The 24,789-nt window shown below is 61.3% G+C and carries 27 protein-coding genes; 5 read left to right on the top strand and 22 right to left on the bottom strand.

Features of this window, described 5'->3' with window-relative positions; translation table 11 throughout:
- Positions 1-54: 54 nt before the first annotated feature.
- From serA to AB8B20_RS27040, 10 genes are all read right to left on the bottom strand, one after another.
- Positions 55-1,644 (bottom strand): phosphoglycerate dehydrogenase, encoded by a 1,590-nt coding sequence (gene serA, locus AB8B20_RS27085; protein WP_439073968.1) that lies wholly within the window; start codon positions 1,642-1,644, stop codon positions 55-57.
- A 234-nt stretch (positions 1,645-1,878) separates the two neighbouring features.
- A complete protein-coding gene (locus AB8B20_RS27080; RefSeq protein ID WP_439073969.1) occupies positions 1,879-3,051 on the bottom strand; it encodes a phosphoserine transaminase in 1,173 nt (390 codons plus the stop codon).
- Between the two features lie 105 nt (positions 3,052-3,156).
- Complete coding sequence (locus AB8B20_RS27075) at positions 3,157-3,399, bottom strand: hypothetical protein (protein ID WP_093759294.1); 243 nt, start codon at positions 3,397-3,399, stop codon at positions 3,157-3,159.
- A gap of 252 nt (positions 3,400-3,651) precedes the next feature.
- Positions 3,652-3,951 (bottom strand): hypothetical protein, encoded by a 300-nt coding sequence (locus tag AB8B20_RS27070; RefSeq protein WP_439073970.1) that lies wholly within the window; start codon positions 3,949-3,951, stop codon positions 3,652-3,654.
- Between the two features lie 84 nt (positions 3,952-4,035).
- Complete coding sequence (locus AB8B20_RS27065) at positions 4,036-4,440, bottom strand: GNAT family N-acetyltransferase (protein ID WP_439073971.1); 405 nt, start codon at positions 4,438-4,440, stop codon at positions 4,036-4,038.
- Between the two features lie 55 nt (positions 4,441-4,495).
- Entirely contained in the window at positions 4,496-5,077 is a 582-nt protein-coding gene (locus AB8B20_RS27060; protein ID WP_439073972.1) for a glutathione S-transferase family protein, read from the bottom strand.
- A gap of 99 nt (positions 5,078-5,176) precedes the next feature.
- Positions 5,177-6,001: an outer membrane protein gene (locus tag AB8B20_RS27055; protein ID WP_439057384.1), complete on the bottom strand. Its 825-nt coding sequence runs from the start codon at positions 5,999-6,001 to the stop codon at positions 5,177-5,179.
- 153 nt (positions 6,002-6,154) lie between these two features.
- Positions 6,155-7,018 carry an outer membrane protein gene (locus AB8B20_RS27050; RefSeq protein WP_439073973.1) on the bottom strand — a complete coding sequence of 288 codons (864 nt, stop codon included), beginning with the start codon at positions 7,016-7,018 and terminating at the stop codon, positions 6,155-6,157.
- A 477-nt stretch (positions 7,019-7,495) separates the two neighbouring features.
- Positions 7,496-8,842, bottom strand: a complete 1,347-nt coding sequence (gene glmM, locus AB8B20_RS27045; RefSeq protein ID WP_089261706.1) for a phosphoglucosamine mutase — start codon at positions 8,840-8,842, stop codon at positions 7,496-7,498.
- A 251-nt stretch (positions 8,843-9,093) separates the two neighbouring features.
- Complete coding sequence (locus tag AB8B20_RS27040; RefSeq protein WP_184520290.1) at positions 9,094-9,291, bottom strand: hypothetical protein; 198 nt, start codon at positions 9,289-9,291, stop codon at positions 9,094-9,096.
- Between the two features lie 123 nt (positions 9,292-9,414).
- Between AB8B20_RS27040 and AB8B20_RS27035 the strand changes: the two genes are divergently transcribed.
- The gene (locus AB8B20_RS27035; RefSeq protein ID WP_184513869.1) at positions 9,415-10,554 is read left to right on the top strand and encodes an alpha-hydroxy acid oxidase; all 1,140 of its coding nucleotides are present in this window, start codon (positions 9,415-9,417) and stop codon (positions 10,552-10,554) included.
- Positions 10,555-10,561: 7 nt separating this feature from the next.
- On the opposite strand, the gene AB8B20_RS27030 is transcribed toward AB8B20_RS27035, so the two are convergent.
- The 11 genes from AB8B20_RS27030 to AB8B20_RS26980 form a co-directional block, all read right to left on the bottom strand.
- Positions 10,562-11,362, bottom strand: coding sequence for an alpha/beta hydrolase (locus AB8B20_RS27030; RefSeq protein WP_439073974.1), 801 nt, complete (start codon positions 11,360-11,362; stop codon positions 10,562-10,564).
- A 25-nt stretch (positions 11,363-11,387) separates the two neighbouring features.
- Entirely contained in the window at positions 11,388-12,017 is a 630-nt protein-coding gene (locus AB8B20_RS27025) for a hypothetical protein (RefSeq protein ID WP_439073975.1), read from the bottom strand.
- Between the two features lie 72 nt (positions 12,018-12,089).
- Positions 12,090-12,935, bottom strand: coding sequence for a shikimate dehydrogenase (locus AB8B20_RS27020; RefSeq protein ID WP_439073976.1), 846 nt, complete (start codon positions 12,933-12,935; stop codon positions 12,090-12,092).
- A 142-nt stretch (positions 12,936-13,077) separates the two neighbouring features.
- Positions 13,078-14,817, bottom strand: a complete 1,740-nt coding sequence (locus AB8B20_RS27015) for a SulP family inorganic anion transporter (protein ID WP_439073977.1) — start codon at positions 14,815-14,817, stop codon at positions 13,078-13,080.
- A 49-nt stretch (positions 14,818-14,866) separates the two neighbouring features.
- On the bottom strand, positions 14,867-15,139 hold the full coding sequence (locus AB8B20_RS27010; RefSeq protein ID WP_068731217.1) for a helix-turn-helix domain-containing protein: 273 nt from the start codon (positions 15,137-15,139) through the stop codon (positions 14,867-14,869).
- Between the two features lie 64 nt (positions 15,140-15,203).
- Positions 15,204-15,545 carry a hypothetical protein gene (locus AB8B20_RS27005; protein ID WP_439073978.1) on the bottom strand — a complete coding sequence of 114 codons (342 nt, stop codon included), beginning with the start codon at positions 15,543-15,545 and terminating at the stop codon, positions 15,204-15,206.
- A gap of 3 nt (positions 15,546-15,548) precedes the next feature.
- Complete coding sequence (locus AB8B20_RS27000; RefSeq protein WP_439073979.1) at positions 15,549-15,713, bottom strand: hypothetical protein; 165 nt, start codon at positions 15,711-15,713, stop codon at positions 15,549-15,551.
- Positions 15,714-15,724: 11 nt separating this feature from the next.
- A complete protein-coding gene (locus AB8B20_RS26995) occupies positions 15,725-17,788 on the bottom strand; it encodes an elongation factor G (protein WP_439073980.1) in 2,064 nt (687 codons plus the stop codon).
- Between the two features lie 184 nt (positions 17,789-17,972).
- Positions 17,973-18,449: a DUF992 domain-containing protein gene (locus AB8B20_RS26990; RefSeq protein WP_068731211.1), complete on the bottom strand. Its 477-nt coding sequence runs from the start codon at positions 18,447-18,449 to the stop codon at positions 17,973-17,975.
- Between the two features lie 169 nt (positions 18,450-18,618).
- Positions 18,619-19,149, bottom strand: a complete 531-nt coding sequence (locus AB8B20_RS26985; RefSeq protein WP_068731210.1) for a DUF992 domain-containing protein — start codon at positions 19,147-19,149, stop codon at positions 18,619-18,621.
- A 119-nt stretch (positions 19,150-19,268) separates the two neighbouring features.
- Positions 19,269-20,471, bottom strand: a complete 1,203-nt coding sequence (locus AB8B20_RS26980; RefSeq protein WP_068731379.1) for a pyridoxal phosphate-dependent aminotransferase — start codon at positions 20,469-20,471, stop codon at positions 19,269-19,271.
- Between the two features lie 217 nt (positions 20,472-20,688).
- Here AB8B20_RS26980 and AB8B20_RS26975 point away from each other — a divergent pair, with 217 nt between their 5' ends.
- The 4 genes from AB8B20_RS26975 (at position 20,689) to AB8B20_RS26960 (ending at position 24,309) form a co-directional block, all read left to right on the top strand.
- Positions 20,689-21,915, top strand: coding sequence for a glycosyltransferase family 87 protein (locus tag AB8B20_RS26975; protein ID WP_439073981.1), 1,227 nt, complete (start codon positions 20,689-20,691; stop codon positions 21,913-21,915).
- A gap of 181 nt (positions 21,916-22,096) precedes the next feature.
- Positions 22,097-22,750, top strand: coding sequence for a glutathione S-transferase family protein (locus AB8B20_RS26970; protein ID WP_089261726.1), 654 nt, complete (start codon positions 22,097-22,099; stop codon positions 22,748-22,750).
- Positions 22,751-22,889: 139 nt separating this feature from the next.
- Positions 22,890-23,063 (top strand): hypothetical protein, encoded by a 174-nt coding sequence (locus tag AB8B20_RS26965; protein ID WP_175367576.1) that lies wholly within the window; start codon positions 22,890-22,892, stop codon positions 23,061-23,063.
- An 82-nt stretch (positions 23,064-23,145) separates the two neighbouring features.
- Positions 23,146-24,309 (top strand): PQQ-dependent sugar dehydrogenase, encoded by a 1,164-nt coding sequence (locus tag AB8B20_RS26960; protein ID WP_439073982.1) that lies wholly within the window; start codon positions 23,146-23,148, stop codon positions 24,307-24,309.
- 10 nt (positions 24,310-24,319) lie between these two features.
- Here the strand turns inward: AB8B20_RS26960 and AB8B20_RS26955 are convergent, their stop codons facing one another.
- Positions 24,320-24,676: a DMT family protein gene (locus AB8B20_RS26955; RefSeq protein ID WP_068731204.1), complete on the bottom strand. Its 357-nt coding sequence runs from the start codon at positions 24,674-24,676 to the stop codon at positions 24,320-24,322.
- Positions 24,677-24,789 lie beyond the last annotated feature (113 nt).

Below are 24,789 nucleotides of genomic sequence, written 5' to 3'. Positions count from 1 at the left end.
AATCCCCGCCTTTCGGACGGGGATTTCGGCAATGTCAGTTTAAGTAAGAGACACTCAGAAGGTCAGCGCCTTGGCCTGTTTCACCTGCGGCAGCGCCTGCACCTTGCTCAGCACATCGGCCGGCACAACGCCGTCGATCTCCACCAGCGCAATGGCGTCACCGCCCTGTTCGTTGCGGCCGAGATGGAAGGTTGCGATGTTGACCTTGGCATCGCCGAGCAGCGAGGCGAACTTTCCGATGAAGCCCGGCTTGTCCTCGTTGGTGACATAGATCATCGACTTCCCGAATTCGGCATCGACGCGGATACCCTTGATATCAACCAGCCGCGGCTTGCCGTCATGATAGACGGTGCCGGACACCGAGCGTTCCTGCCGTTCGGTGATAACCGTAACGGTGATCAGGCTTTCGTAATCGCTCTGCGCCGCGCGTACCACTTCATCGACCACCATGCCGCGCTCCTTGGCAACGGCCGGTGCGGAGACGACGTTGACGTCACCGAGCATCGGCCGCAGCAACCCGCTCAATGCAGCAGACGTCAGGGCCTTGATCTTCATTTCGGCCACCGCGCCTTCATAGGTGATCTGCACCTTGGCAATGCCGGTCTCGGTGAGCTGGCCCGCGAACGAGCCAAGCTTCTCGGCGAGTTCGATGAACGGCTTCAGCTTCGGTGCTTCTTCCGCGGTGATCGACGGGAAGTTGACCGCGTTTGAGATCGCGCCCGACAACAGATAATCCGACATCTGCTCGGCGACTTGCAAAGCGACGTTCTCCTGCGCTTCGGTGGTCGATGCGCCCAAATGCGGCGTGCAGATCACATTGGGATGGCCGAACAGCACGTTCTTGGTGGCCGGTTCCTCGACGAACACGTCGAAGGCAGCGCCGGCGACATACTTGCTATTCAGCGCATCGACCAGCGCTTGCTCATCGACCAGACCGCCGCGGGCGCAGTTGATGATGCGCACGCCGGGCTTCATCTTGGCGATGGCAGCGGCATCGATGATGTTCTTCGTCTTCTCGGTGAGCGGCGTGTGCAGCGTGATGAAGTCGGCGCGCTTGAGGAGATCGTCGAGCTCGACCTTCTCGACGCCGATGTCCTTGGCACGCTCCGGCGACAGGAACGGATCGAAGGCGATGACCTTCATGCGCAGGCCGAGCGCGCGGTCGGCGGCAATGGCGCCGATATTGCCGCAGCCGATCACGCCCAGCGTCTTGCCGGTGATCTCGACGCCCATGAAGCGATTCTTCTCCCACTTGCCGGCCTGCGTCGACGCATCGGCCTGCGGGATCTCGCGGGCGAGCGAGAGCATCAGTGTGATCGCATGTTCGGCTGTCGTGATCGAATTGCCGAACGGCGTGTTCATCACGATGATGCCCTTGGCGGTTGCCGCGGGAATTTCGACATTGTCGACGCCGATGCCGGCGCGGCCGATCACCTTAAGGCGCGTCGCCCTTTCGAGAATCTTCGCAGTTGCCTTGGTGGCCGAGCGAATGGCGAGGCCGTCATAGTTGCCGATGATCTCGGCAAGCTTGTCCTTGTCCTTGCCGAGATTCGGCTGGAAGTCGACGTCGATGCCGCGATCCCGAAAGATCTGCACGGCAGCGGGAGAGAGAGCGTCGGAAATGAGAACTTTGGGGGCGGTCATGGATGTGATCCTCGAAATGGGAGCCGGTGTAGGCGCGACAAACGCAGCAGGCTCCTTCTCCCCGTTATTACGGGGAGAAGGTCGGGATGAGGGGCCGCTTTCGACCCGAGAATGCAGGAGTGAGGAGAGTTGAGTGCCATGCCCCTCACCCGGACATCGCGCTTCGCGCGATGTCCGACCTCTCCCCGCCCGCGCACAGCGAAGCTGTGCTAGGCGGGGAGAGGTTAAGAGCAACTAAGCCGCTTTAGCGAGCGAAGCCTTGGTTTCGGCGAAAGCCCAGTCGATCCACTGCGTGAGGATTTGGACGTCCTTGGCTTCGACCGTAGCACCGCACCAGATGCGCAGACCAGCCGGCGCATCGCGATAATGCGCGAAGTCGAAACCGGCATTTTCCTTCTCGACGGTTGCGACCAGCTTCTTGGCGAAGTCAGCCTGCGCGTCCGGCGAGAGCGCGGTGATCGCGGGATCGATCACCTTCATGCACACCGACGTGTTGGAGCGGATCGCGGGATCAGCTGCCAGGAAGTCGATCCACGGCGTCTTCGCTTTCCAGTCGGCGAGCGCCTTGGTGTTGGCGTCGGCACGCGCGATCAGCGCCTTGAGACCTCCGACCGACTTGGCCCAGCCGAGCGCATCGAGATAGTCCTCGACGCACAGCATCGACGGCGTGTTGATGGTCTCGCCGACGAAGATGCCTTCGTTGAGCTTGCCGCCCTTGGTCATGCGGAAGATCTTCGGCAGCGGCCATGGCGGCGTGTAGCTCTCCAGACGCGCCACGGCACGCGGCGACAGCACGAGCACGCCATGCGCGGCTTCGCCGCCGAGCGCCTTTTGCCAGGAGAAGGTGACGACATCGAGCTTGGCCCAGTCGAGCGGCTGTGCAAAAGCAGCAGACGTCGCGTCGCAGATGGTCAGGCCTTCGCGGTCAGCCTTGATCCAGTCGGCATTCGGCACGCGCACGCCGGAGGTCGTGCCGTTCCAGGTGAAGACGATGTCCGAGTTCGGATCGGCCTTCGACAGGTCGGGGAGTTCGCCATAGCCGGCATGCAGCTTGGTGACGTCCTTGAGCTTCAGCTCCTTGACGATGTCCGAAACCCAGCCTTCACCGAAGGATTCCCAGGCGATGGTGGTGACGGGACGCGGCCCGAGCAGCGACCACAGCGCCATCTCAACGGCGCCCGTATCCGATGCCGGCACGATACCGATGCGGTAATCGGCGGGCACTTCAAGCACTTCACGCGTCAGATCGATCGCGAGTTTGAGCTTGTTCTTGCCGATCTTCGCACGGTGCGAACGGCCAAGGGCTGCGTCGGTGAGTTTTTCGGGGGTCCAGCCGGGGCGCTTGGCGCAGGGGCCGGAGGAGAAATGCGGCACGTTGGGCCGCGAAGAAGGCTTCGCTGCAGTCATAATCTATCCTTCCAGATAGCTAGCCTCCCGTTGGGGGGAGGTGTCCCGCTGGCGTGGATATGGGAACCGACCCGGAGCGTCAAGCGACTTCCGGGCTATCACGCGTCATTGATCTTGAGTGACATCGCCCGCCGGGTCGTGATCCTTCACAGACGATGCACCCGCAGGCATCGCGAGGTCACCGGACGATGCAGCGTCATCGGGTACCAGGGGCACGTCGTTCAGCAATTCCGACGCATAGACCACGAGCTGCGCGGCACGGCGGCGGCTGCCGACTTTCATGACGCTTTGATCGTCGACCTTCACGACATAGTCGCTGCCGACCTTCTCAATCGAATAATTGCTCATGAGTCCTTCCAACGTCCCCGCGTATATGGATACGTCGCTCGTCCCCGCACGTTCCGAAACAAATCCCATCAGCGCTTCGCTGGTTTACGGGTCATTAACCGGAACACCGACACCTACAGCCGCATGATACCGGCCCTCTTCGTCATTTCCCGCTGACGGAACGAACATGCGCGGTCAACGAAAAGGGCAGCGATGGCCATCGCCGCCCTTGCGTTTGAGGTTGCGGCTTACTCGCTCTCACGAGTGAAACGCCTATCGTCCCACCTTTCCGGGAAAGCCCGGCGCATTCGGATTATCCCCAGGTAAACCGCTCGGCGACGCGCCGGTGCCGATCCGTCCCGGCGTCGTTGTGTTCGGCGCGCCGGGCTGACTCGTGCCACCGCCCATACCCGTCGTGCCCGTTGCGGGAGGCGGCGAGACATTCGGGCTCGGCATCTGCGTTACCGGGGTGCCCGTGACACCGTCCGTGCCGGCACCCTGGGCCGAGGCGAATGCGGTCGAGGCCAGAAGCGAGGCGACGACGATAGCGGAAAAGCCAAATCGGGATTGCATGGGCAGCTCCATCGTTGATGACGATGGGCAACCACCGGTCCTGTTCGACGTTCCCGACCGCACGGCATGGTGATCGCGCGTGGCCTAGAAGCGGAACGTCATGCCCACATGACTGTCAGCGAAACCGAGCCGTTTGTAGAAGCGCTGGGCATCGACCCGGGTCTGATGCGTCAGCAGCTCGACGAGTTTGCATCCCCTCGCCTGTGCCTCGCCAATGGCCCATCGCACCAGTTGCTCACCGATGCCCTGGCTGCGCAGCGTCGTCGACACACGAACATCCTCGATAAGCGCACGCGAAGCGCCCTGCGAGCTCAAGCCCGGCAGGATGCAGAGCTGCAGGCATCCGACCACGCTGCCATCGCCGCCTTCTGCAACCATCGACCAGATATTTGGATCATGCGTGAGTTTATCGAAGGCCTCGTAATAAGATTGCGGCAGCGGATCCTCGATACGCTCGCGGCCACGGCCGAGCGCATCATCGGCCAACATCGCCACGATTGCAGCGACGCCCTGGCGCTGCGCGATCGCAGTACGACCTTCGTGCTCATACGAGGCCCAATGCCTTCTCGCTGTCGGCGATCCAGCGCCTGATCGACGCGTAACCGTCGAGATGGAAGCCCCCCTCATGGGCCACGCGCGTATAGGCCACCAACGACGCGTCGGCCAGCGAGACGCGATCTCCGACAAGGAAACGCGATGTCGTCAGGTGATGCTCCATGCGCACCAGCGCGAAATAGCCGCGCTTCAGCTTTTCGGGATCGAGATCCGAAATCGCCTTGCCGAGATAGACGATCTGATAGCGGCACACCGCGATATAGGGCTCGTGGCTGTATTGTTCCCAGAACAGCCATTCATCCATCTTGGCGGCATCATAGGCATCGGTCGGGATCAGACCGCTACCACGGGCGAGATAGCGGATGATGGCATTGGACTGCGCGAGCGGGCGACCGTCATCGAGCACGACGGTCGGCACCTGGCCGGCGCCGTTAAGCGCCAGAAACTCCGGCGTCCGGCTCTCGCCCTTGCTCGTGTCGATATCGATCCACGTATAGGGAAGTTTGAGGTGATCGCTCACCCACTTCACCTTCAGGCAATTGCCGGAATTCAGATCGCCGTAGATTTTCATGATGACTGCCCCGCATCCTCAGACACGGTAAGGCAGCATTCGTCAAACGGCATGTCAACAGAGATCAAACTCGTGCCAAACGTATGCGACCTTGGCCGGTCAGAACTTGTAGCCGACGCCGGCTCGCACGGTGTTGATATTGGTATCGACCGTTGAGGTGAAGCGGATGTATTCCCACTCGGCGCGCATGAACAGCCCACCGATCAGGTTCACGTCAACGCCGAGGCCAGCAGAGTAGCCGTAGATGAGATGGCTGTATTGGCCTTCGGTCTTGCTGTAGTCGAACGGGAGGTTCTGGAAGCCCGGTGCTGCGGCTACATTGACGGCGACCCCGTGAATACGTGCTGACCGAACGATATCGGCCTGTCCGAGCGCGAGACCTCCGAACATGTAAGGCAAGAACGATCCCACGGCATAGCCGGCGCGGGCACGCAGCGTGCCCATATCCGTAATCGACATCTTCGCAGCGGCATCGTAGGTGACGCCGTTGGTATAGCCGAGAGCATCGATGAAAGAGCGCCCCATCGAACCGCTTGCGTCGCCGCCGAACTTGCCGTGCATGTAGCTCATTTCGACGCCAATCACGACGTCGTCCCACTGGCTGTTGTAGCCGATGAAGCCACCCCAGCCCTCGCCTCGCCGCGACGTCTTGCCGAGCAATGGCCATTGCGAGACCTGGCCGGCTGATTCCATTGCAAGGCCATCCAGCAGGCTGCCCGCGAGGGTACGTGTCGCCCCGGTGAAATTCATGTCGGACTGTCCGACGCCAGCTTGGGCGCCGATATAGTAGCCCTCCCAGACCGAGCGCGTTGAGCTTAGTCCTTCGGGGAACGAGCCGCGCAGCGCCGGGAATTCTGGCATGTCGGCGGCTTGAGCGGTTTGCACTGCGCCCAGCAGCGCTGCAGCGATCAGAAGTCTACGCATCACGACAATTCCTCAACTCACCGAACTGTCCCGATCATCCGCTGTTAACCTTAATCATTGGTTGCGATGAGACTACCCGCGCAAAACAAAACGGCGCGGGAAGCTCCCGCGCCGTTAAGGTCTCTTAAGATAGTTGAGGCAATCCGCTTAGCTTTAGCCCTTGCGGATCAACGGCGGCGGCGCATAGGCCGGCGGGCTGTCGAGGTTCCAGCGCACGCCGAGCTTCAGGTCATGCGAGGTGATGTCCTTGAAGGTCACAGCGTACTGGCCCGGCACGACACCGGTATACGGGGTAAGCGATCCGGTCACGCCATCGCCAAGGTTCATGTAGCTATAGCCAAGTTCGACAGTCATGTTCGGATTGACCTTGTAGGCCAGACCGGTGTGCAGCGCCCACGCGAAATTCCACTTCGATGCAGAATCGGCATAGGCCGAGCCGACATTCGTGCCGACACCTGGAACGAACTGTAGATTTTGATCAGTGAAGTTGGCGACGGTCACGCGAGCCATACCGACGCCTGCGCCGACGAACGGCGTGACACACCACCAGGTACCGAGATCGACATAGGCGTTCGCCATGGCGACCCATTCCGACTTCCGGCCGCCATACTGCTCGGACTGGGCGATGCCGACATTTGCCGGACCGGTGAAGGAGAAGCGATCATAACCGTGGAAGTTTGAGCTGCCGCGATATTGACCGGTCACGTCGGCACGGAACCAGTTGTTGAACTGATAGCCGACGCCGAGCTGATAGATGCCGCCGGTATCGAAGCCGAGCGTTTGCTGTTCCAGCACGGTGTTTGGCGCGTTGTAACCAACACCGGCCGGGGTGGCGAGGTTCTTGACGCGCTGGTTGCTGAAACCAATATCGCCGCGCAGGTACCAACCGCCGAAGTCTTCGACCGGCGGCGGCGCATACATCTGAGGCGGTGGAGCAATGGGCATGTCGGCAGCGAGAACGGCGGTCGACATCAGGGAAGCCGCGCCCGCGGCCAGAATGAATTTAACGCTACGCATTGGCTTCGTCCTTTTGGGCCAAAGAGGCAACTAATGGAGGCCTCACACTCGGAAACTCACAAACGGACGATGACACCAACTCCTTAAGCGGCGCTTAACCCTAACTTTTAAGGTTGATATTTGGTGACGAAAATGCACGCAAATTCCATCACGCCGCTGCGTCGCCACAGTTACTAACAATGTCTTGCTATCAAACCGCGCTGCAATGCGCCACGGCATCGCCAGGTGTTAACGAGGACTTACCTCCCCGGAGCCTTCGGCTCTGATAGGACCGGAACCGAGGCTCCAGCCTTTTTTTTTGTCTAGACGCGTTTTCTTGATGCGAACCGGTGCCCACTTCGCTCGAAACGCTCTAACGCGAACTATCAAAACGCGGAAGAGCTGCCTCACCCGGTAAATATTCGGGCAAGACGGCTCTTCATGTCAGCTCAGCAGTCATCGCGCTGGCGCCTTGGCCAGAGCGAACGAACAGGAAGCTTACGCCGCGGCTGCGTGGCCCAGCGCGTCAACGATGGAATCCACCACTTCCTCGACCATCACGCGGTCATCGCCCTCTCCCATCACGCGGATGACCGGCTCCGTGCCCGACGGGCGGATCAGGAGACGACCATGGCCGTTGAGGCGCTGTTCACCGGCAGCGATGGTGGATTTCACTTCCGCATCATCGAGCGGCTTGCCGCTGCGATAACGCACATTCTTCAGAATCTGCGGCAACGGATCGAACAGGTGGCAAACTTCCGACACCGGCCGACCGAGCTTGGTCACCACGGCCAGCACCTGCAGCGCGGCTACGAAACCGTCGCCTGTCGTCGCATGGTCCGACATGATGATATGGCCGGAGGGTTCGCCGCCGACATTGTAGCCGTGCTGCAGCATCTGCTCGAGCACATAGCGGTCACCCACTGCCGTGCGGATGAGATCGATGCCCTGCCCCTTCAGGAAGCGCTCCAGACCGAGATTTGACATCACGGTGGAGACGATACCCGGCTTGGCAAGCCGCCCGTCTTCCTTCCAGCTCTGCGCGATAACGGCGAGCAACTGATCGCCATCGACCAGATGGCCACGCTCGTCGACCATGATCAGCCGATCGGCGTCGCCATCCAGCGCAATGCCAATATCGGCGCGCATCTCGCGCACCTTGCGACTCAGCGCTTCCGGTGCGGTCGATCCGCATTCCTTGTTGATGTTGAAACCATCCGGCTCGACGCCGATGGAGATGACGTCCGCGCCGAGTTCCCAGAGCGCCTCCGGCGCCACCTTGTAGGCAGCGCCATGGGCGCAATCGATGACGACGCGCAAACCATCGAGGCTGAGATTTCGCGGCAGCGTGCGTTTGGCGAATTCGATGTAACGATCATGCACCCCGTCGATGCGGCGCGCCCGACCGAGGCTGGCGCTCTGCGACAGTCTCTTGTCGAGATTCTCGTCGAGCAATTCCTCGATCTGCTTCTCGACATCGTCCGACAGCTTGTAGCCGAGCGGTCCGAACAGCTTGATGCCGTTGTCCTCGAACAGATTGTGCGATGCGGAAATCATCACGCCGAGATCGGCGCGCATCGACTTGGTCAGCATCGCCACGGCTGGCGTCGGCATCGGCCCGACCAGCAGCACATCCATCCCGACCGACGTGAAGCCTGCCACCATGGCATTTTCGATCATGTAGCCGGACAACCGGGTGTCCTTGCCGATCACGACACGATGACGGTGTTCGCCGCGCTGAAACACAAGACCTGCCGCCTGCCCGACCTTCAGTGCCAGTTCCGGCGTGATCAAACCATTGGCGCGGCCGCGAATGCCGTCTGTCCCGAAATATTTACGGCTCATGGTAACCCCCAATGCCCTCTCGCTTTGCGCGAGGGCTCAAAACCCTGTCTCAAGCGACTGACCCATTGGCAGCGCCATATATGTGACGGACTTATAAGGCTCGGGCCCCTAAAATCGCTTCAAAAAATATGATGAATCATTACCAAGCCCCGGTATACGTAATTAATGACAAGCCATTGATATTACTTATATACCTTAACCTTTCATGTAATGCCTTCGATGGAGCATCGGCTGACCGGAACCCGGCCCGCTCAGCCCTTTCGCTTGATATGCGCGTCCGCCTTTGAATGGGCAGGCTGGGTCACACTGACCGGATCGGAGCCCGGAAAAGTCTCCTCCAGTCCTTCGTCCAGCGCAACTTCCAGCTGTCGCTTTTCGTCGTCCGCGGCTGCCTTGCCGGGAGCCTTGCCGGCCCCGTGGCCTGCTGGATTTGTCTTGGAGCCGGACATTCTGGCCTCCTTCAATTTCGACGACATTCCAATGACAAGGATGATATGGCGGACCGCCTAACCATGCTAGATGACACCGAAACAAGCAAATACAAGCAAAGACAAGAACGGCTGGGACATCTCATGAAGCATATCACCTGCATCGAAGATCTTCGCCTCGAGCACAAGCGCAACGTGCCGAAGGCGTTCTTCGATTATGTCGACCATGGCTCCTATAGCGAAGATACGTTCCGTGCGAATTGTGAGGATCTGCAGAAGCTGAAGTTCCGCCAGCGTATTCTGGTCGATATCGCCAATCGCGACACCTCGACGACCATCCTCGGTGAGAAGGCCACCATGCCGCTGATCTGCGCGCCGGTCGGCTCAACCGGCTTGCAATATGGCGACGGCGAAATTCACGCCTGCCGGGCGGCGCAGGCGGCGGGCATTCCCTATACGCTCTCGACGATGTCGATCAATTCCATCGAAGACGTCGCCGAGAATGTCGAAAAACCGTTCTGGTTTCAGCTCTATGTCATGAAGGATCGAGGCTTCATCAAGGAATTGATCGAGCGCGCCATCAAGGCGAAGTGCAGCGCGCTGGTGCTGACCGTCGATCTGCAGGTGATCGGCCAGCGTCATGCCGACATCAAGAATGGCCTGTCGGTGCCACCTCAGATATTGAATGTGAAGAACCTGATCGATTTCATGAGCAAGCCCGGCTGGCTGGTGCGCACGCTGAAAGCCAAGCGGCGCAACTTCGGCAACATCGCCGGCTTCGTGAAGAACACCGACGATCTCGGCTCCGTCGCGCAGTGGACAGCATCGCAATTCGATGCGTCGTTGAACTGGAAGGATCTCGACTGGATCCGCAGCATCTGGCCCGGCAAGATCGTGATCAAGGGCATTCACGATATCGAGGATGCCCGCGAAGCCGTGAAGGTCGGCGCGCAGGCGATGGTCGTGTCCAACCACGGCGGACGTCAGCTCGACGGCGCACCGTCGTCAATCTCGGTACTGCCGGGGATCGCCGATGCCGTCGGCTCGGAGATCGAAGTGATGTTCGACAGCGGCATCCGCTCGGGGCAGGACGTGATGCGTGCGCTCGCACTCGGCGCCAAGTCCTGCATGATCGGCCGCGCCTATATCTACGGCCTCGGTGCCTATGGCGGCCCCGGCGTGACCAAGGCCCTGGACATCCTGCGCAACGAACTCAGCGTGACCATGGGCCTGTGCGGCGTGAATTCGATCGCCGAGATCGACAGGCACGTGCTGGTGCAGTGAGGACTCGTCAGATCGCCGCGTCAATCCACGCGGCGATCGTATCGACGACTTTTTGCTCGATGCCGTAATAGCCGTGCGGCGACAGCGATCCGCAATCCGTGGACGAGCGCTGATCTCCGCCACTGACCCTGAGGACCTTGACGCGCGGTGCGCCAGTCATCGCCGCTGCGATCCTGTCGGCGTCTTCCGGCGGTGCGACATTGCAACGATCGTCTGAATTGGCGACGACGAGTGCGGGCACATTGACTCGCTCAGGATGCGCGTCGAACACCGTCTCGTGGCTGCCACCAGGGCGCGACACCGACTCAGTGAGCACGATACCTGCGATCTGACCGTCACGCAGATTCGCTGCGCCGTTCATCGCCGCAATCGAGCCTTGGCTGGTCCCGAGCAGGAAGACCGGTCCCGGCGCCTGCGCGTGAGCCGCAGCGACGAGATCGCCCACAAGTGCTGCATATTGCGGCGAGCTGCGCAGCCCGCGCAAGTTCTGACTATCGACGGCGTCGGGGATCAGCACCGCGAAACCCGCAGCATTCCAGAGCACGCGCGAACGGACGACGAAGTTGTTACCGTGCGCTATTTCGCCATCCCGGGCGATGCCTACATCGCCTCTTCCGCCGGGCAGCATCACGATGGTTGCGCGTGGATGCGATGGACTGACGTAGAGCGCGCGCTGCTGATCGCCGCCATGAACAGGCAGGGTCAGCACGCGCTCTGTCGGAGCAAGTGTCTGCGCAGCAGCGAAGTGCGGCGCAGATAACAACAGAAATGCGAGGATGAAGCACGGTGTGAGGAACGGCCTGCGCAAGAGCTTTTCCGCTGTTTCGAATTTCTTACATCGGCGGCGTCAGCCCATCCAGCCCGACATTGACGCGTGCTGTCTCGAAGGTGCCGTCATCCTTCTTGATAGCGCCCATGATGATGATCTTCGCGCCAGGCTTGAGTTCATCCTTGTTGCCCGGCAAGAATGTCACGATCGGCGTGTCGGGCGTCACGGTCACTTTCTTTTCCCCGTCCTTGTACTTCACCGTCACCGTCTGGCCATCGGAGGCCTGGACCTTCTGATCGACGGTGGCGTTGGTCATGCTGCTGTTGGGGCGCAGATCCCAGGGGCGCGAGCCTTCGCCGGTGCCGCGCATCGCTTCCGGAAAGATATGGATCGCGATGGCCTTCTGCGACCCATCGGCCTGCGGCATGCCCGTCACGCCGATATAGGAGCCGGGCTTCACCTCGGCCATTGTCGTTCTGGCAATGCCGGTGACGGTGACATTGTCCGTCATCTTCACTTTGCGCTCATCGCCTTCACGCGTCTTGATCGTCAGCACCGCGCCATCGACGGCTTCGATGGCACCACGGATGCGCAGGGGTTGCGGCTGCTGCGCCGATGCGGCGGAAATCAGCAATGAACCAGCAAGAAGTGAGCCCGCGAACAAGCGAGCCGAAGTCGATACGATCTGAACCATAGGGGAATTTCCTTTGACGACAGCGCCCGCCGCTGCAAATGGAAACCCCAAGGCCAAATAGCTATTCCCCGCTCACGCCACTGTGAGATCGGCCTCGACGAGGCGACGCAGTTCCGGCGTCACATCGGGGCGCTGCCCGAACCACAGCTCGAAGCCACGCACGGCCTGATACAGTAACATGCCGAGTCCATCCGCGGTGCGGAGGCCCCGCGCCCGGGCGCCGGCGAGCAGCGGGGTGTCGAGTGGCACGTAAACGAGATCGGCGACGACCGCCTGGTCAGGCAACAGATCGAGGTCGATGATCAATGGTGGCTGGCCGCCCATGCCGAGCGACGTGGTGTTCACCAGCAAGGATGCGCGCGGCAACATGCAGGCGACATTCTCCCACGCCAGCGGCACCACCTGCGAGCCGAATTGCGCGGCCATCGCCTCGGCGCGATCGAGACTGCGATTGGCGACATAGACATGTTTGATTCCGCGTTCGAGCAATCCGAACACCACTGCACGCGACGAACCGCCCGCGCCGAGCACCAGCGCGTCGTCGGTGTGGTCCCAATCATGGGCGGCGTGATCGAGATTGTCGATGAAGCCTTCGATATCCGTATTGGTCGCGCGCAGCGTGCCGTGGTCGTACCATAGCGTGTTGGCAGCCCCGACCGCCCGCGCGCGGCGATCCGGGGAGGTCAATTTCAGCACGCGCTCCTTGTGCGGGATCGTGACATTGGCGCCGATGTAACCATGCTTGGAGAGGTTCATCACGAATTCGGCCACGCCTTCCGGTGGAATCGACTCGATGCTGTAACCGCCCGGAATATCCATGCTGCGCAGCCAGTGATGGTGGATCAGCGGCGAGCGCGAATGCGCGGCAGGCCAGCCGATCAAACAGGCGGCGCGGGGCGTGGTCTCGTTCGGCATCATTCATCCTTCGCTTCAGGCGGAAGCGTGCGTAGCATAAAAATCATGCAGGGGCTCTTAATCATCAGACAGTTTTGCGGCGCACAGCAAGTCCGACAACCATGCAGACGATCAATACTGCAGCTGCGAGCAACTGCCGATGCCATCAGCTCGACGTCTCCTGGATCGCTGCAGCGCGTCGGATCTTGATCTCGCTGACGGCCACTGCCACATCAGCACGGTATTTGACCAGTGGCGGTCGCGCGCCGTGGGTAAGCAGCGCCCGGCGCACGCCCTGCGAGGTGCCGGTGAGAATGACGCGGACGCCTTGTCGCTTTGCCTTCTCGGCAATGCCCTTGATCGCATTCGCAGCAGTCGAATCCAGGAAGGGGACCGCGGCAAAATCGATCACAAAAGCCTTGTGGCGATCCGAGAAGCCCTCGAGCACAGATCCGATGGTGGAGGCCGCGCCGAAGAAAAATGCGCCGGTGATGCGATAGACAACGACGTCGGGATCGGCAGCGAGACCGGGATCATAGGGTTTTCGGTCGCCATTGGCGTCGTCGGCCTTGTCGGCCACGACCAGCGGCTTATCCGCCTCAATGCCGGTTGTTTGCGCCATGCGGTTGATGAACAGAATCGCGCCAAGCGCGAAGCCGACCACAATGCCCTCGGTAAGATCGCGGAAGATCGTTAGCAGGAAAGTCGCCGACAGCACGGCAGCATCGCCCCATGATGACCGCAGTAACGTCGCGAATTCATGCTTCTCCGCCATGTTCCAGGCGACCACGGCAAGCACCGCGGCGAGCGCCGCCAGCGGAATGTAACTTGCCAATGGCGCCGCGGCGAGAATGAATACCAGCAGGAATACTGCATGCAGCATGCCCGAGATCGGGCCGTGCGCGCCGGCGCGGACGTTGGTGGCGGTTCGCGCGATGGTGCCGGTCACGCAGATTCCACCGAACAGCGCCGAGCCGATATTGGCGATGCCCTGCGCCACCAGTTCGCAATTGGAGCGATGCCGCCGGCCGGTCATGCCGTCAGCGACGACAGCTGAGAGCAAAGATTCAATCGCGCCCAGCAGCGCAAAGGAGATGGCGTCCGGCAGAATGGCCTGCAGCTTTGCCAGGGAAATCGCGGGAAGCGACGGCAGCGGAAAGGATTGCGGAATGCCGCCGAACTTGGTGCCGATGGTTTCAACCGGCAGCGCAAAGAACCATGCCGCGACCGCGCTTGCGGCAACCGCGATCAGAATGCCCGGCAAGGAAGGCCGCAGCTTCTTGAGCAGAAGGATGATCGCAATGGTCGCGATGGTGATCGCGGCGGCCGACAGGTTGACGGTGTGGATCGCACTTCCGAGCACCTGCAGCTTCGGGATCAGTTCGCCAGGCTCCTTGCCGGTGAGTGTGAGCCCGAGGAGATCCCTGATCTGGCTGGCGAAAATAATGACGGCAATACCGGCGGTAAATCCCACCGTGACCGGATAGGGAATGAACTTGATGTAAGTGCCGAGCTTCAAATAGCCCGCCACCATCAGGAACACGCCAGAGAGCATGGTCGCGAGGATAAGACCGTCGATGCCATTGCGGCTCACCGTGGCCGCCACCAGCACGATGAAGGCGCCGGCGGGTCCGCCGATCTGAAACCGGCTGCCACCCAGCGCAGAGACCAGGAAGCCGCCAATCACGGCGGTGATCAGCCCGCGGTCAGGTGATGCGCCCGAGGCGATGGCAATCGCCATCGACAGCGGCAGCGCCACGATCGCCACCGTCAGACCGGCGAGCACATCATCGCGAAATGCCGCAAGATTGTAGCCTTCGCGCAGCACCGTGATCAGTTTCGGTGTGAACAGCTCCGCGAATGTCGGCTGATGTGGGCGCCGCATGCCCCCGCCAGAAATGCCCATACTCGGCTCGCCTCTGTCGCACGCAGCGACTCGTCTCGATCTGCCAGTTTTATCCATCCACCTTAGGCGGCGGACCGGGCTGCTTCAGACGCACCCCTCGGCCACCGGAGTCGCTGCGGGTGTGTTCGCCGATCAATTCGACGCCGGCGCGATTGAACGCGTCCACCACCTTGATCAGCGAATCCACCACGCCCCTGACATTGCCTTCGCTCGCTTCCATGCGCTGGATGGTCGGTAGCGACACGCCGGCCATCTCGGCCAGCCGCTTTTGATCGATACCCAGCAGCGCACGGGCGGCCCGCATCTGAAACGATGTAATCAAGGGCGGTTTCCAGTTTCACGAGTCTTATATCATATGTGAGATATCTTCAATGATGTATAAAACATCACTTGATCGGCGAAGCCGCCATGGTCGCCACGAACTGGGCGACAGCGGCGCGCAATGTCAGGCGTCGTTTGACGCCGCCGAAGTCGTCGAACAGCGCCAGGTGGCCAGCGAACGAACTCGACGTTTTGCGCTGCCAGTAGGCCTCGGCCCAAGCCAGGAAATCTGCATGTTCCTCGGCCGTCGCACCACGCCAAGGGCCCCGGAGAGCGAGGCTATCGCGACAAACCTCCGGGCTCATGTCGAGCCAGATCAATGCTGTGGCGCGCGGCAATGCCGCTTCGACCAGCCAGCCGTAAACGCCTTCGATGATCCAGTTCGACTTCACGGCAAGGACGGCCACCAGTTATTTGGCCTGCCCCTCGTCGCGCTTCACACCGACCCTGTCCAGCCAGTGGATACAGTCGAGATCCGTGCGTTTGCCGCCGACGCGGCTTTCAAGCTGCTGCGCCAGCGTGCTCTTGCCCGAGCCGCTATTGCCAATGATTACAACCCGCGGACCAAGCGTCATGGGCCACTGTACTAAGCCGCCACCCGATGCGCCGCAACGATCTGGTCGGCGGCGCGGCCCGAGACTTCGGCCATGTGGTCGAAGCTGCGGGTGAAGCTGCCGGCACCCGCGGTGGCCGAACGCAACTCGACGATCAGGTCGCCGATCTCCGCTTCCGGCAACATCGCGCGCACCGTGTCCCAGCCCGGCCAGTTGTCACGGGTATCGAAGCCGAGGATCTGGCCGCGCCGTCCTGACAGGATGGCGTTGACCTTGGCCGTGGCCTCGGTGGGACAGACGATCTCCACCGTATGGATCGGCTCCAGCAGCACCGGCTGGCATTGCGGCAGCGCCTCGGTGAAACCGATGCGGGCAGCGGTCCGGAACGCCTGATCGGATGAATCGACGCTGTGATACGACCCATCGGTGAGCGTCACCTGCACGTCGATGACAGGAAAACCGAGCGGGCCACGCTGCAACCCGTCGACGACGCCTTCCTGCACCGCGGGAATGTAGTTGCGCGGCACCGCGCCGCCGACCACCTTTTCCTGGAATGCAAAGCCCTCGCCGCGCGGCAACGGGCCGATCTCCAGCACAACGTCGCCAAACTGGCCGTGACCGCCGGACTGCTTCTTGTGCCTGCCGCGCTGGGTGATCGGTTTACGGATGGTCTCCTGATAGCCGATCACCGGCGCATGCGATTTGACGTTGATGCCGAAGCGTTCGTGCAGGCGCTCCATCGCCACGCGCAGATGCATCTCGCCCTGCCCCCACAACACCACGTCATGGGTCTGCGCGTTATTGACCACCGCAAGCGACGGATCTTCTTCGGTCAGCCGCAACAGCGCCTGGCCAAGCTTGACGTCGTCCTTGCGATCGGCGGACGCCAGCGCCATGGCCAGCACGGGCGATGCGGCCACAACATTCACCAGAGACGCCGGCACGGTCTTGCCGGTCGAGATCGTGTCGCCGGTCCTGACATGATCGAGCTTGCCGAGCGCGACGGTCTCGCCCGCTTCGGCCGATGCGCGCTTGCTGTCATGTCCGCCGCTCGCCGCAAGAATGCCGGAGACGCGCCCGCTTTCGCCCGACGAGGACAGCAATGTTGCGCCATCATCGAGATGACCACTCAGCACGCGCGCGTAAGACAGCTTGCCGCCATGCTGTAGATGGCTGCTCTTGAACACGTAACCGATCGCATCCTTGCTGTCAGGCACGCCGAGGCGCTTGGCCGTCTCGGCCGCGCCGGGTGCCTCGTGGCGTAGCGCCTTCATCAGCCGCAGCACGCCATTCTCGCGCATCGCCGAGCCCAGCAACACCGGACAGATCAGACCTTCGCGCAATTCGCGCGCGAGATCGTCGAACACGGCGTCGGCCGGCGGCGCGATGTCGTCAAGCAACTGCTCCATCAGCGCGTCGTCATGATCCGCAAGCTTCTCCAGCATGGAGAAACGCGCCTCCTTCTCCCGATCGAGATCGCCGCCTTCGAGCTTGATGACTTCGGACGCCTTGTGCTCGCGATAGACGAAAGCGCGCTCCAGCGCGAGATCGACGAAGCCGGCGACAAGGTCGCCGTTCCAGATCGGGATCTGCCGCAGCACCAGCGGCACGCGCGAGGCCGGCTGCAATGTCGCCAGCGTCTCGCGCACGCGCTTGTGGGCGCGGTCGATCTTGTTGAGAAACAGAAATCTGGGAATGCCGAGGTCTTCGAGTTCGCGCAGGATCAATTGCAGCTGCGGCAATTTTCGCGCATCCGCCTCGCAAACCACGATGGCTGCATCGACGGCGGGTAATGCCGCGCGCATGTCATGTGCGAATTCCACCGAGCCCGGACAGTCGATGAATGTGTAGCTGTCGCCCGTGAAGGTGGTGGTAGCAGCCGTCAGGCCGACGCCCATCTTGTGGGCTCTGGCTTCCGCATTGGCATCGCCGATGCTTGTCCCATTGTCGACGCTGCCGGCCCGCGGGATCGCCCCGGTGCGGGCCATGATCGCTTCAAGCAGTGTGGTTTTTCCGCTCTGGAAAGGGCCCACCAGCGCAATGCACTTTGCGGCATTGCCTTGTGGACCGCGGGGACTTCTCAGGTCTTGTCCCATTGCCGCCTCCTCATGTGGAGCTCGGCCCATGATTGGGTCGGCGGTCAATGCTCCGCCCGGTCCGGATATTTGGCAAGATGGAAAAGTTGCTGCGCTGCGATGAACGTGATCGGATTGCGCCATAAAAAATCCGGCTCCGCCATGGGCGAAGCCGGATGAATTTGTGCGAGCGATCGCCGCGGGATCAGCGACCGGGGCGCAACTCCAGGCTCTGCAGACCGGCGGCGACATTCAGTCCCACCGACCCCTGCAGACTGAGCGGCTGCAGGGAGAAGGCATTTTGCGAACCGCCAACCAGGACATTCGCGCCGACGCCGACACCAACCGACGCGCTGCCCTGCGCGCCCGCATAGTTGCCGGACAGATCGCCGGGACCGCTATAGTTCACCGGCACGAACACGGCCCAGGATAGCGCGGTCTGTTCGGTAATACCGAGATCGATGCCCACTTTGCGGATCGTGGCGACATAAGGCTGATCCGGACGACCGGTACCGGTGAGCACGCAGCCGAGATTGGTCACCGAGCCCACGACGAATCCGACGCTGGCTCCGCCCCGGCAATTCAAGACACCGACCTGCACGCCTTGCTGCGACTGCGCTTGCGATGCAGTGAAAAAGGCGGCGGCAGCGATACCGAGAACAAGCGATGAGAGGCGGACCATCAGGAATCTCCGGGTGATGAACGGAAGTAAGGATGTGGATCGACTATCCATAGCTAATGATACCGCCCAATGACAGCGGCGCACGCGCAGCGCACGCAACAAAAAAGGCCCGCTCGCGCGGGCCTTTTCGTTAACCTTGCCGGATCGCTTACGCGATCACAGCGATCGCTTAGCGATGGCTGCGATGACGGCGCTTCTTGTTGTAGCGATGACCGCTGACCGGACCGGTCGCTTCCAGTTCGAGCTGAACGATGCCGCTGGCGACGTTCAAGCCGGTCTGGCCCTGCACCGAGATCGGCTGCAGCGAATAGGTGTTGCCCGGACCGCCAACGAGGAAGTTGCCGCCGAAACCGAGGCCAACCGATGCGTTGGTACCGACGCCGCCGTAGCTGCCGGCCAGTGCGCCGCGCGGCACGCGGGTGGTCGGAGCGAATGCAGCCCACTGCACCGTGGTGTTTTCGGTGAAGCCGAGATCAAGGCCGAAACGGCGGATGTTGGCGACGTAACCTTCGGCGCGGCCGCCGGCGCTCTGGAAGACGCAGTTGAGGTGCGCATTCGAACCGACCACGTAGCCGACGTTCTGGCCGCCACGGCACTCCAGCACGCCAACCTGAACGCTGCCAGGCTGCTGTGCATTTGCGGTCGCAACTGACGCCGCAAAGGCCACGGCCGTCAGGCCGAACATCTTGGAAAGTCGCATAGTGTTACTCCACCTTGGGGATTTTGATAGCGAGGGGACAAGAAGGAAGCGCCGTGTCGAAAACAAGGCGCTTCCCGGAATAAGCCCCGAAACCGTCAAAAGTTTCGGAGCAGGTTTTGTTACCGAAGATTTCCGCAGAAGCGCTGGATGCGCTTGCAGGCATCTTCGAGATCGGATGTTTTCGTCGCGTAGGAGATGCGGAATGCCGGGCCAAGGCCGAAGGCCGAACCCTGCACCACCGCCACGCCTTCGGTTTCCAACAGTTCTGTGACGAAGTCTTCGTCATTGGCGATAACCTTGCCCGAAGGCGCAGTCTTGCCGATGGTGCCGGCGCAGGACGGATAGACGTAGAATGCGCCTTCTGGACGCGGGCAGTTGATGCCCGAGGCCTGATTCAGCATTGCCACCACGAGATCGCGGCGCTCCTTGAACACAGCATTGTTCTTCGGGATGAAATCCTGCGGACCGTTCAAGGCTTCCACCGCCGCCCACTGTGCGATCGACGACGGGTTCGAGGTCGATTGCGACTGGATCGTCGCCATTGCCTTGATGAGCTCGGCGGGACCACCGGCGTAACCGATGCGCCAGCCGGTCATGCAATAAGCCTTGGAGACGCCGTTCACGGTCAGCGTGCGATTGAACAGGGACGGTTCGATCTGTGCCGGCGTGGTGAATTCGAAGTCGTCATAGACGAGGTGCTCATACATATCGTCGGTCATCACCCAAACGTGAGGATGCTTCACGAGGACATCGGTGAGCGCCTTGAGCTCCGACTTCTTGTAGGCGGCGCCCGTCGGGTTCGACGGCGAGCACAGGATGATCCACTTGGTCTTCGGCGTGATCGCTGCTTCCAGCGCGGAAGCCTGCAGCTTGAAGCCGAATTCTGCGGTGCAGACCACGGACACGGGCGTGCCGCCGGCCAGCGCCACCATTTCCGGATAGCTCACCCAATACGGCGCCGGGATGATGACTTCGTCACCCGGGTTCAACGTCGCCATCAGCGCGTTGTAGAGCACCTGCTTGCCGCCGGTGCCGACGATGATCTGGTTCGGCTTGTAGGTCAGGCCATTCTCGCGCTGAAACTTGCCGATAATGGCTTCCTTCAGTTCGGGAATACCGTCCACGGCGGTGTACTTGGTCTTGCCGGCCTCGATGGCGTGAATCGCTGCCAGCTTAATGTTCGCCGGGGTGTCGAAATCGGGCTCGCCCGAACCAAGACCGATGACGTTGCGGCCGGCTGCTTTCAGCGCACGTGCTTTATCCGTCACTGCGATCGTCGCGGACGGCTTCACACGGTCGAGCGCAGCGGACAAAAACGACATCATCTTCTCCTGAGAAAGGTCGCGGACCCGCGGTCGGCGACGTCAAAATGGCTGATCCTGCTGGGATCGGCGCACCCTAGTGCGTGCGACGTTGCATCGCAAGAAGCTTGGGCAAAAACCCATCTGGAAGTGATGCAATTCAGCAAGCGTTAAACGGGGGACGGTAGCGTCAACAGCACGTCGCAATCGACGATTTGGGCCAAAATGCACCCTTAAAATGATCTGGATCTGGCAGCACATTGAAAGCGGCGCATGGCTGCCCCTCGAACGCGTGCGGGCTTACAGCCTGATCGTGCTCGCTTTGGGCACATTGGCCTTCGCCGGCTGGATTGCGGTGTCGGACGGCGTGATCGACCGCAATGGCAAGCCGATCGGGACCGACTTTTCCAACATCTATGCGGCGGGCCGGCTCACCCTCGAAGGCAAACCCGCCGACGCCTATGATCCCGCCCTGCAACATGCCGCAGAACAGAGGGTGTTCGGCCGCGATGTGCCGTTCTACGGCTGGCACTATCCGCCGTTCTTTCTCGGAATTGCCGCGCTGGTGGCCACGGTACCCTATGGATGGGGGCTCGGTCTGTGGCTCGTCGCCAGCTTCGCCGCCTACCTCGCCGCGATCCGCACAATCCTGCCCCGCCAGGAAACGCTGCTGGTGGCCGCCGCCTTTCCTGCCGTCTTCATCAATGTCGGTCACGGCCATAACGGATTTCTAACCACCGCACTGCTGGGCGGCGCATTGCTTCTGCTCCATCGCCGGCCGTGGCTGGCCGGCGTGTTGATCGGGCTATTGGCCTACAAGCCGCAATTCGGTGTGCTGATTCCTCTCGCCCTGCTCGCCGATAGACGCTGGATCACGATGGTATCGGCCGCGCTCACTGTCGCTGTCCTCATCGTATTGAGCACGGGGTTGTTCGGCGCCGGCATCTGGCAGGCCTTTGCCGACTCCACTGCTTTCACTCGCGATGTCGTACTCGAACAAGGCGGCACCGGGTGGCAGAAAATCCAGTCGATCTTCGCCGCGACACGGATGTGGGGCGCCGGTCTTCCTGTCGCTTATGCCGCACAGTTCGGTCTCGCAGCCGGCATTGCCATCAGTTTGATGTGGCTATGGCGCAGCCATGCAGCGTTCGAACTCAAGGCAACAGCGCTCGCGGTCGGCAGTCTGCTGGCGACGCCCTATGTGCTCGACTACGATCTCATGGTGCTCGCCATCGCCATCGCCTTCTTCGCGCGGCATGGACTCGATCATGGCTTTCGCGCGGGCGAGATCAGCCTGCTCACATTGACCTGGATCATGCCGCTGCTGACGCGCAGCATCGCTGGCGCCATCGAACTGCCGCTCGGCTTTCTGGTGATGGTCGCTTTCTATATCATCGTGCTGCGGCGCGCACTCGCTGATAACAGCACATCGCGGCACCTTCACACACAGATCGCGGCAGCGTGATCTTCCATTGCCGAATGCTGCCTGACATACATTTTTCTCAATCCAGACTGCCGCAGCCGTTTTCGACTTTTTCCATTCCTTGGGCCTTGCGACAGGCTCGCATCAGCATCATTGTCTAACCGCGATCTGCGATGGCCAATCGCGCAGTTGCCTCGACCTGAAATGAATTGAACACCTGCGAATGTACAAACTCTATTCGATGCAGCGCTCTGGCAATAGCTACAAGGTTCGCCTCGCGCTGGCGTTCCTGGACGCGCCTTATCGCGCCATCGAGGTGGACATTCTGCGCGGCGAGAGCCGTACCCCGGAATTTCTGGCCAAGAACCCCAGCGGTCAGGTGCCGCTGCTCGAGATCGCCGAAGGCCGCTATCTCGCCGAATCCAACGCCATCCTGTGGTATGTCGCCATCGGTACATCTCTGGCGCCGGAATCGCGGATGGACCGTGCCGAAGCCATGCAGTGGATGTTCTTCGAGCAGCACGCGCTGGAGCCGAATCTCGGTGCCGCCTATTTCTGGCTGTGCCTGGTGCGCGGTGGCCGCGACCTGCAGACCCACGCGCTGGAAGACTGGATGGAGCGGGGCTATGCCGCGCTGCAGGTGATGGAGAATCACCTCAAGATCCATGACTTCTTCGCCGCCGGCCAGCTTACAATCGCCGACATCGCGCTATACGGTTACACCCACGTCGCCGAGAAGTGCGATTTCGACCTCTCTAGCTTTCCGTCGATCCGCCGCTGGCTGCGTCTGGTGGAAACCCAGCCGGGCTTTATCTCCATGGACTGGCACCCGACGTCGTCGGAATACGATACTTTGGACGTGGTTGCCGACGCTTAAGCCCTGAAATAGCGGGCATAACCGCTGTGAATGCCATTTTCCCGCCATAGTTACGGCCAATCCCGCCCAAATCTCGCCTGCCGCAGCTGCGAATTTGTGCACGCGGGTGATTCGCCCGCAATTTGAAGGATTTACGGCCATGATACGGTCGCTTCGCGTGGGTGCAGGATTTCAGGCACGCCCCACGTCCATCGCATCCACCCGGTTGACCCACGCCGTCGCGGCGTCGCTCGCGGTTGGCTGTCTGTCGCTCTGCGTCATCCTCGCCCTCACCGTGATGTCGATCCCGGTGGCGAGTGCGATGCCGCTCTGACGGTCCCCACAACTCATAAACACTCAGCCGCGATGCCGCGCATCGCTTATGCAACCTGCGACTCCGTGATGGAGCCATTTCGATGAAAAGGCCCGTGATCTGGGTCACTGTCACGTTGACGGCGGCTATCGTCGTGACCGCGACCCTTCTGATCGCCACGACCACCCGCGGCGAAAACACCTCGTTCGGCTCGTCGGCCGGCAGGCTCGAAGTACAGACAGTCGCCTCCGGTCTCGCTTATCCATGGGCATTGGCCTTCCTGCCCGAGGGCCGCATGCTCGTTACCGAACGGCCCGGTCGCATCCGTATCGTCTCGCCGCAGGGACAGTTGTCGCCTGCGGTGAAAGGCGTGCCCGAGGTGATGGCCGTCGGCCAGGGCGGTTTGCTCGACGTCGTCACCGACAAGAACTACGCGCAGAACAACACAATCTACTTCTGCTACTCGGAACGTTCGGGCAGCGGCGCTCGCACCGCGATCGCGCGCGGCAAGCTCATCGACGGCACTGCGCCGCGTCTCGACGACATGAAGGTGATCTTTCGCCAGGACGGCCCGCTGTCGTCGGGCAATCACCACGGCTGCCGTATTGTTCAGGCGCCTGACAGCAACCTGTTTGTTACGCTCGGCGAACACTATAGCGGCCGCGATCAGGCACAGAATCTCGATAATCATCTCGGCAAGCTGATCCGCATCGCGCCGGATGGATCTGTGCCGAAAGACAATCCGTTTGTCGGCCGCGACGGTGCCAGGCCGGAGATCTGGAGCTACGGTCATCGCAACCAGCAAGGCCTCGCCATCAATCCGGCGACCGGCGACTTGTGGGAGACCGAGCACGGGCCGCGCGGCGGCGATGAAGTGAACATCATCGGCAAGGGCAAGAATTACGGCTGGCCTGTGATCGGTTACGGCATCGACTATTCCGGCGCGAAGATCCACGAAACCACGTCGAAGGCGGGCATGGAGCAACCGGTGAAATACTGGGTGCCGTCGATCGCCCCGTCCGGCATGACGTTCTATACCGGCGATCTCTTCCCGCGCTGGCGGGGCAGCCTGTTCACCGGCGCGCTGGCAGGCCAGATGCTGGTGCGGCTACAGCTCAACGGAAACACGGTCACGTCCGAAGAGCGCGTTCTGCAAAATCTCAACGAACGTATCCGCGACGTCCGGCAAGGACCGGACGGCGCACTGTGGCTGCTGACGGATAGTTCAGCGGGACGGATCTTGCGGATTACGCCGGCCGGGAAGTAAGCGGTCGCTGCTACGACCACTTGTGGAAAATGAAGAACGCCCCGAGCGCGATGAAGGCAAAGCCCAGCGCGTGATTCCAGCCGAGCGGCTCCTTCAGATACAGCACCGAAAATGCAGCAAACACGACCAGCGTGATGACTTCCTGCATCGTCTTCAACTGGGCGGCATTGTAGACTTCGCTGCCCCAGCGATTGGCGGGCACCGCCAGCCAGTATTCGAAGAAGGCAATGCCCCAGCTCACCATGATGACGAGGGGCAAGGAGTGATCCTTGAATTTGAGATGGCCATACCAAGCGAAGGTCATGAAGATATTCGAGGCCAGCAGCATCAAAATCGGCAGCAGCAGCGGCGGAATGGTGAAGGGCATTCGATCGGGGTCCTTTTTAAATCCCGGCGCTAACATTCAGGGGCCGGCGCCGGTTCCGGTGGCATCGATAGCATTTGAAGCGAACAAGGGGAAAATGATGCCAGGCTCTTCAC

Source organism: Tardiphaga sp. 866_E4_N1_4 (genome assembly GCF_052076075.1).
GTDB classification, from domain to species: Bacteria; Pseudomonadota; Alphaproteobacteria; order Rhizobiales; family Xanthobacteraceae; genus Tardiphaga; species Tardiphaga robiniae.
The sequence above is the reverse complement of the archived record's forward strand: the minus strand, read 5'-3'. Positions and strand labels throughout refer to the sequence as shown.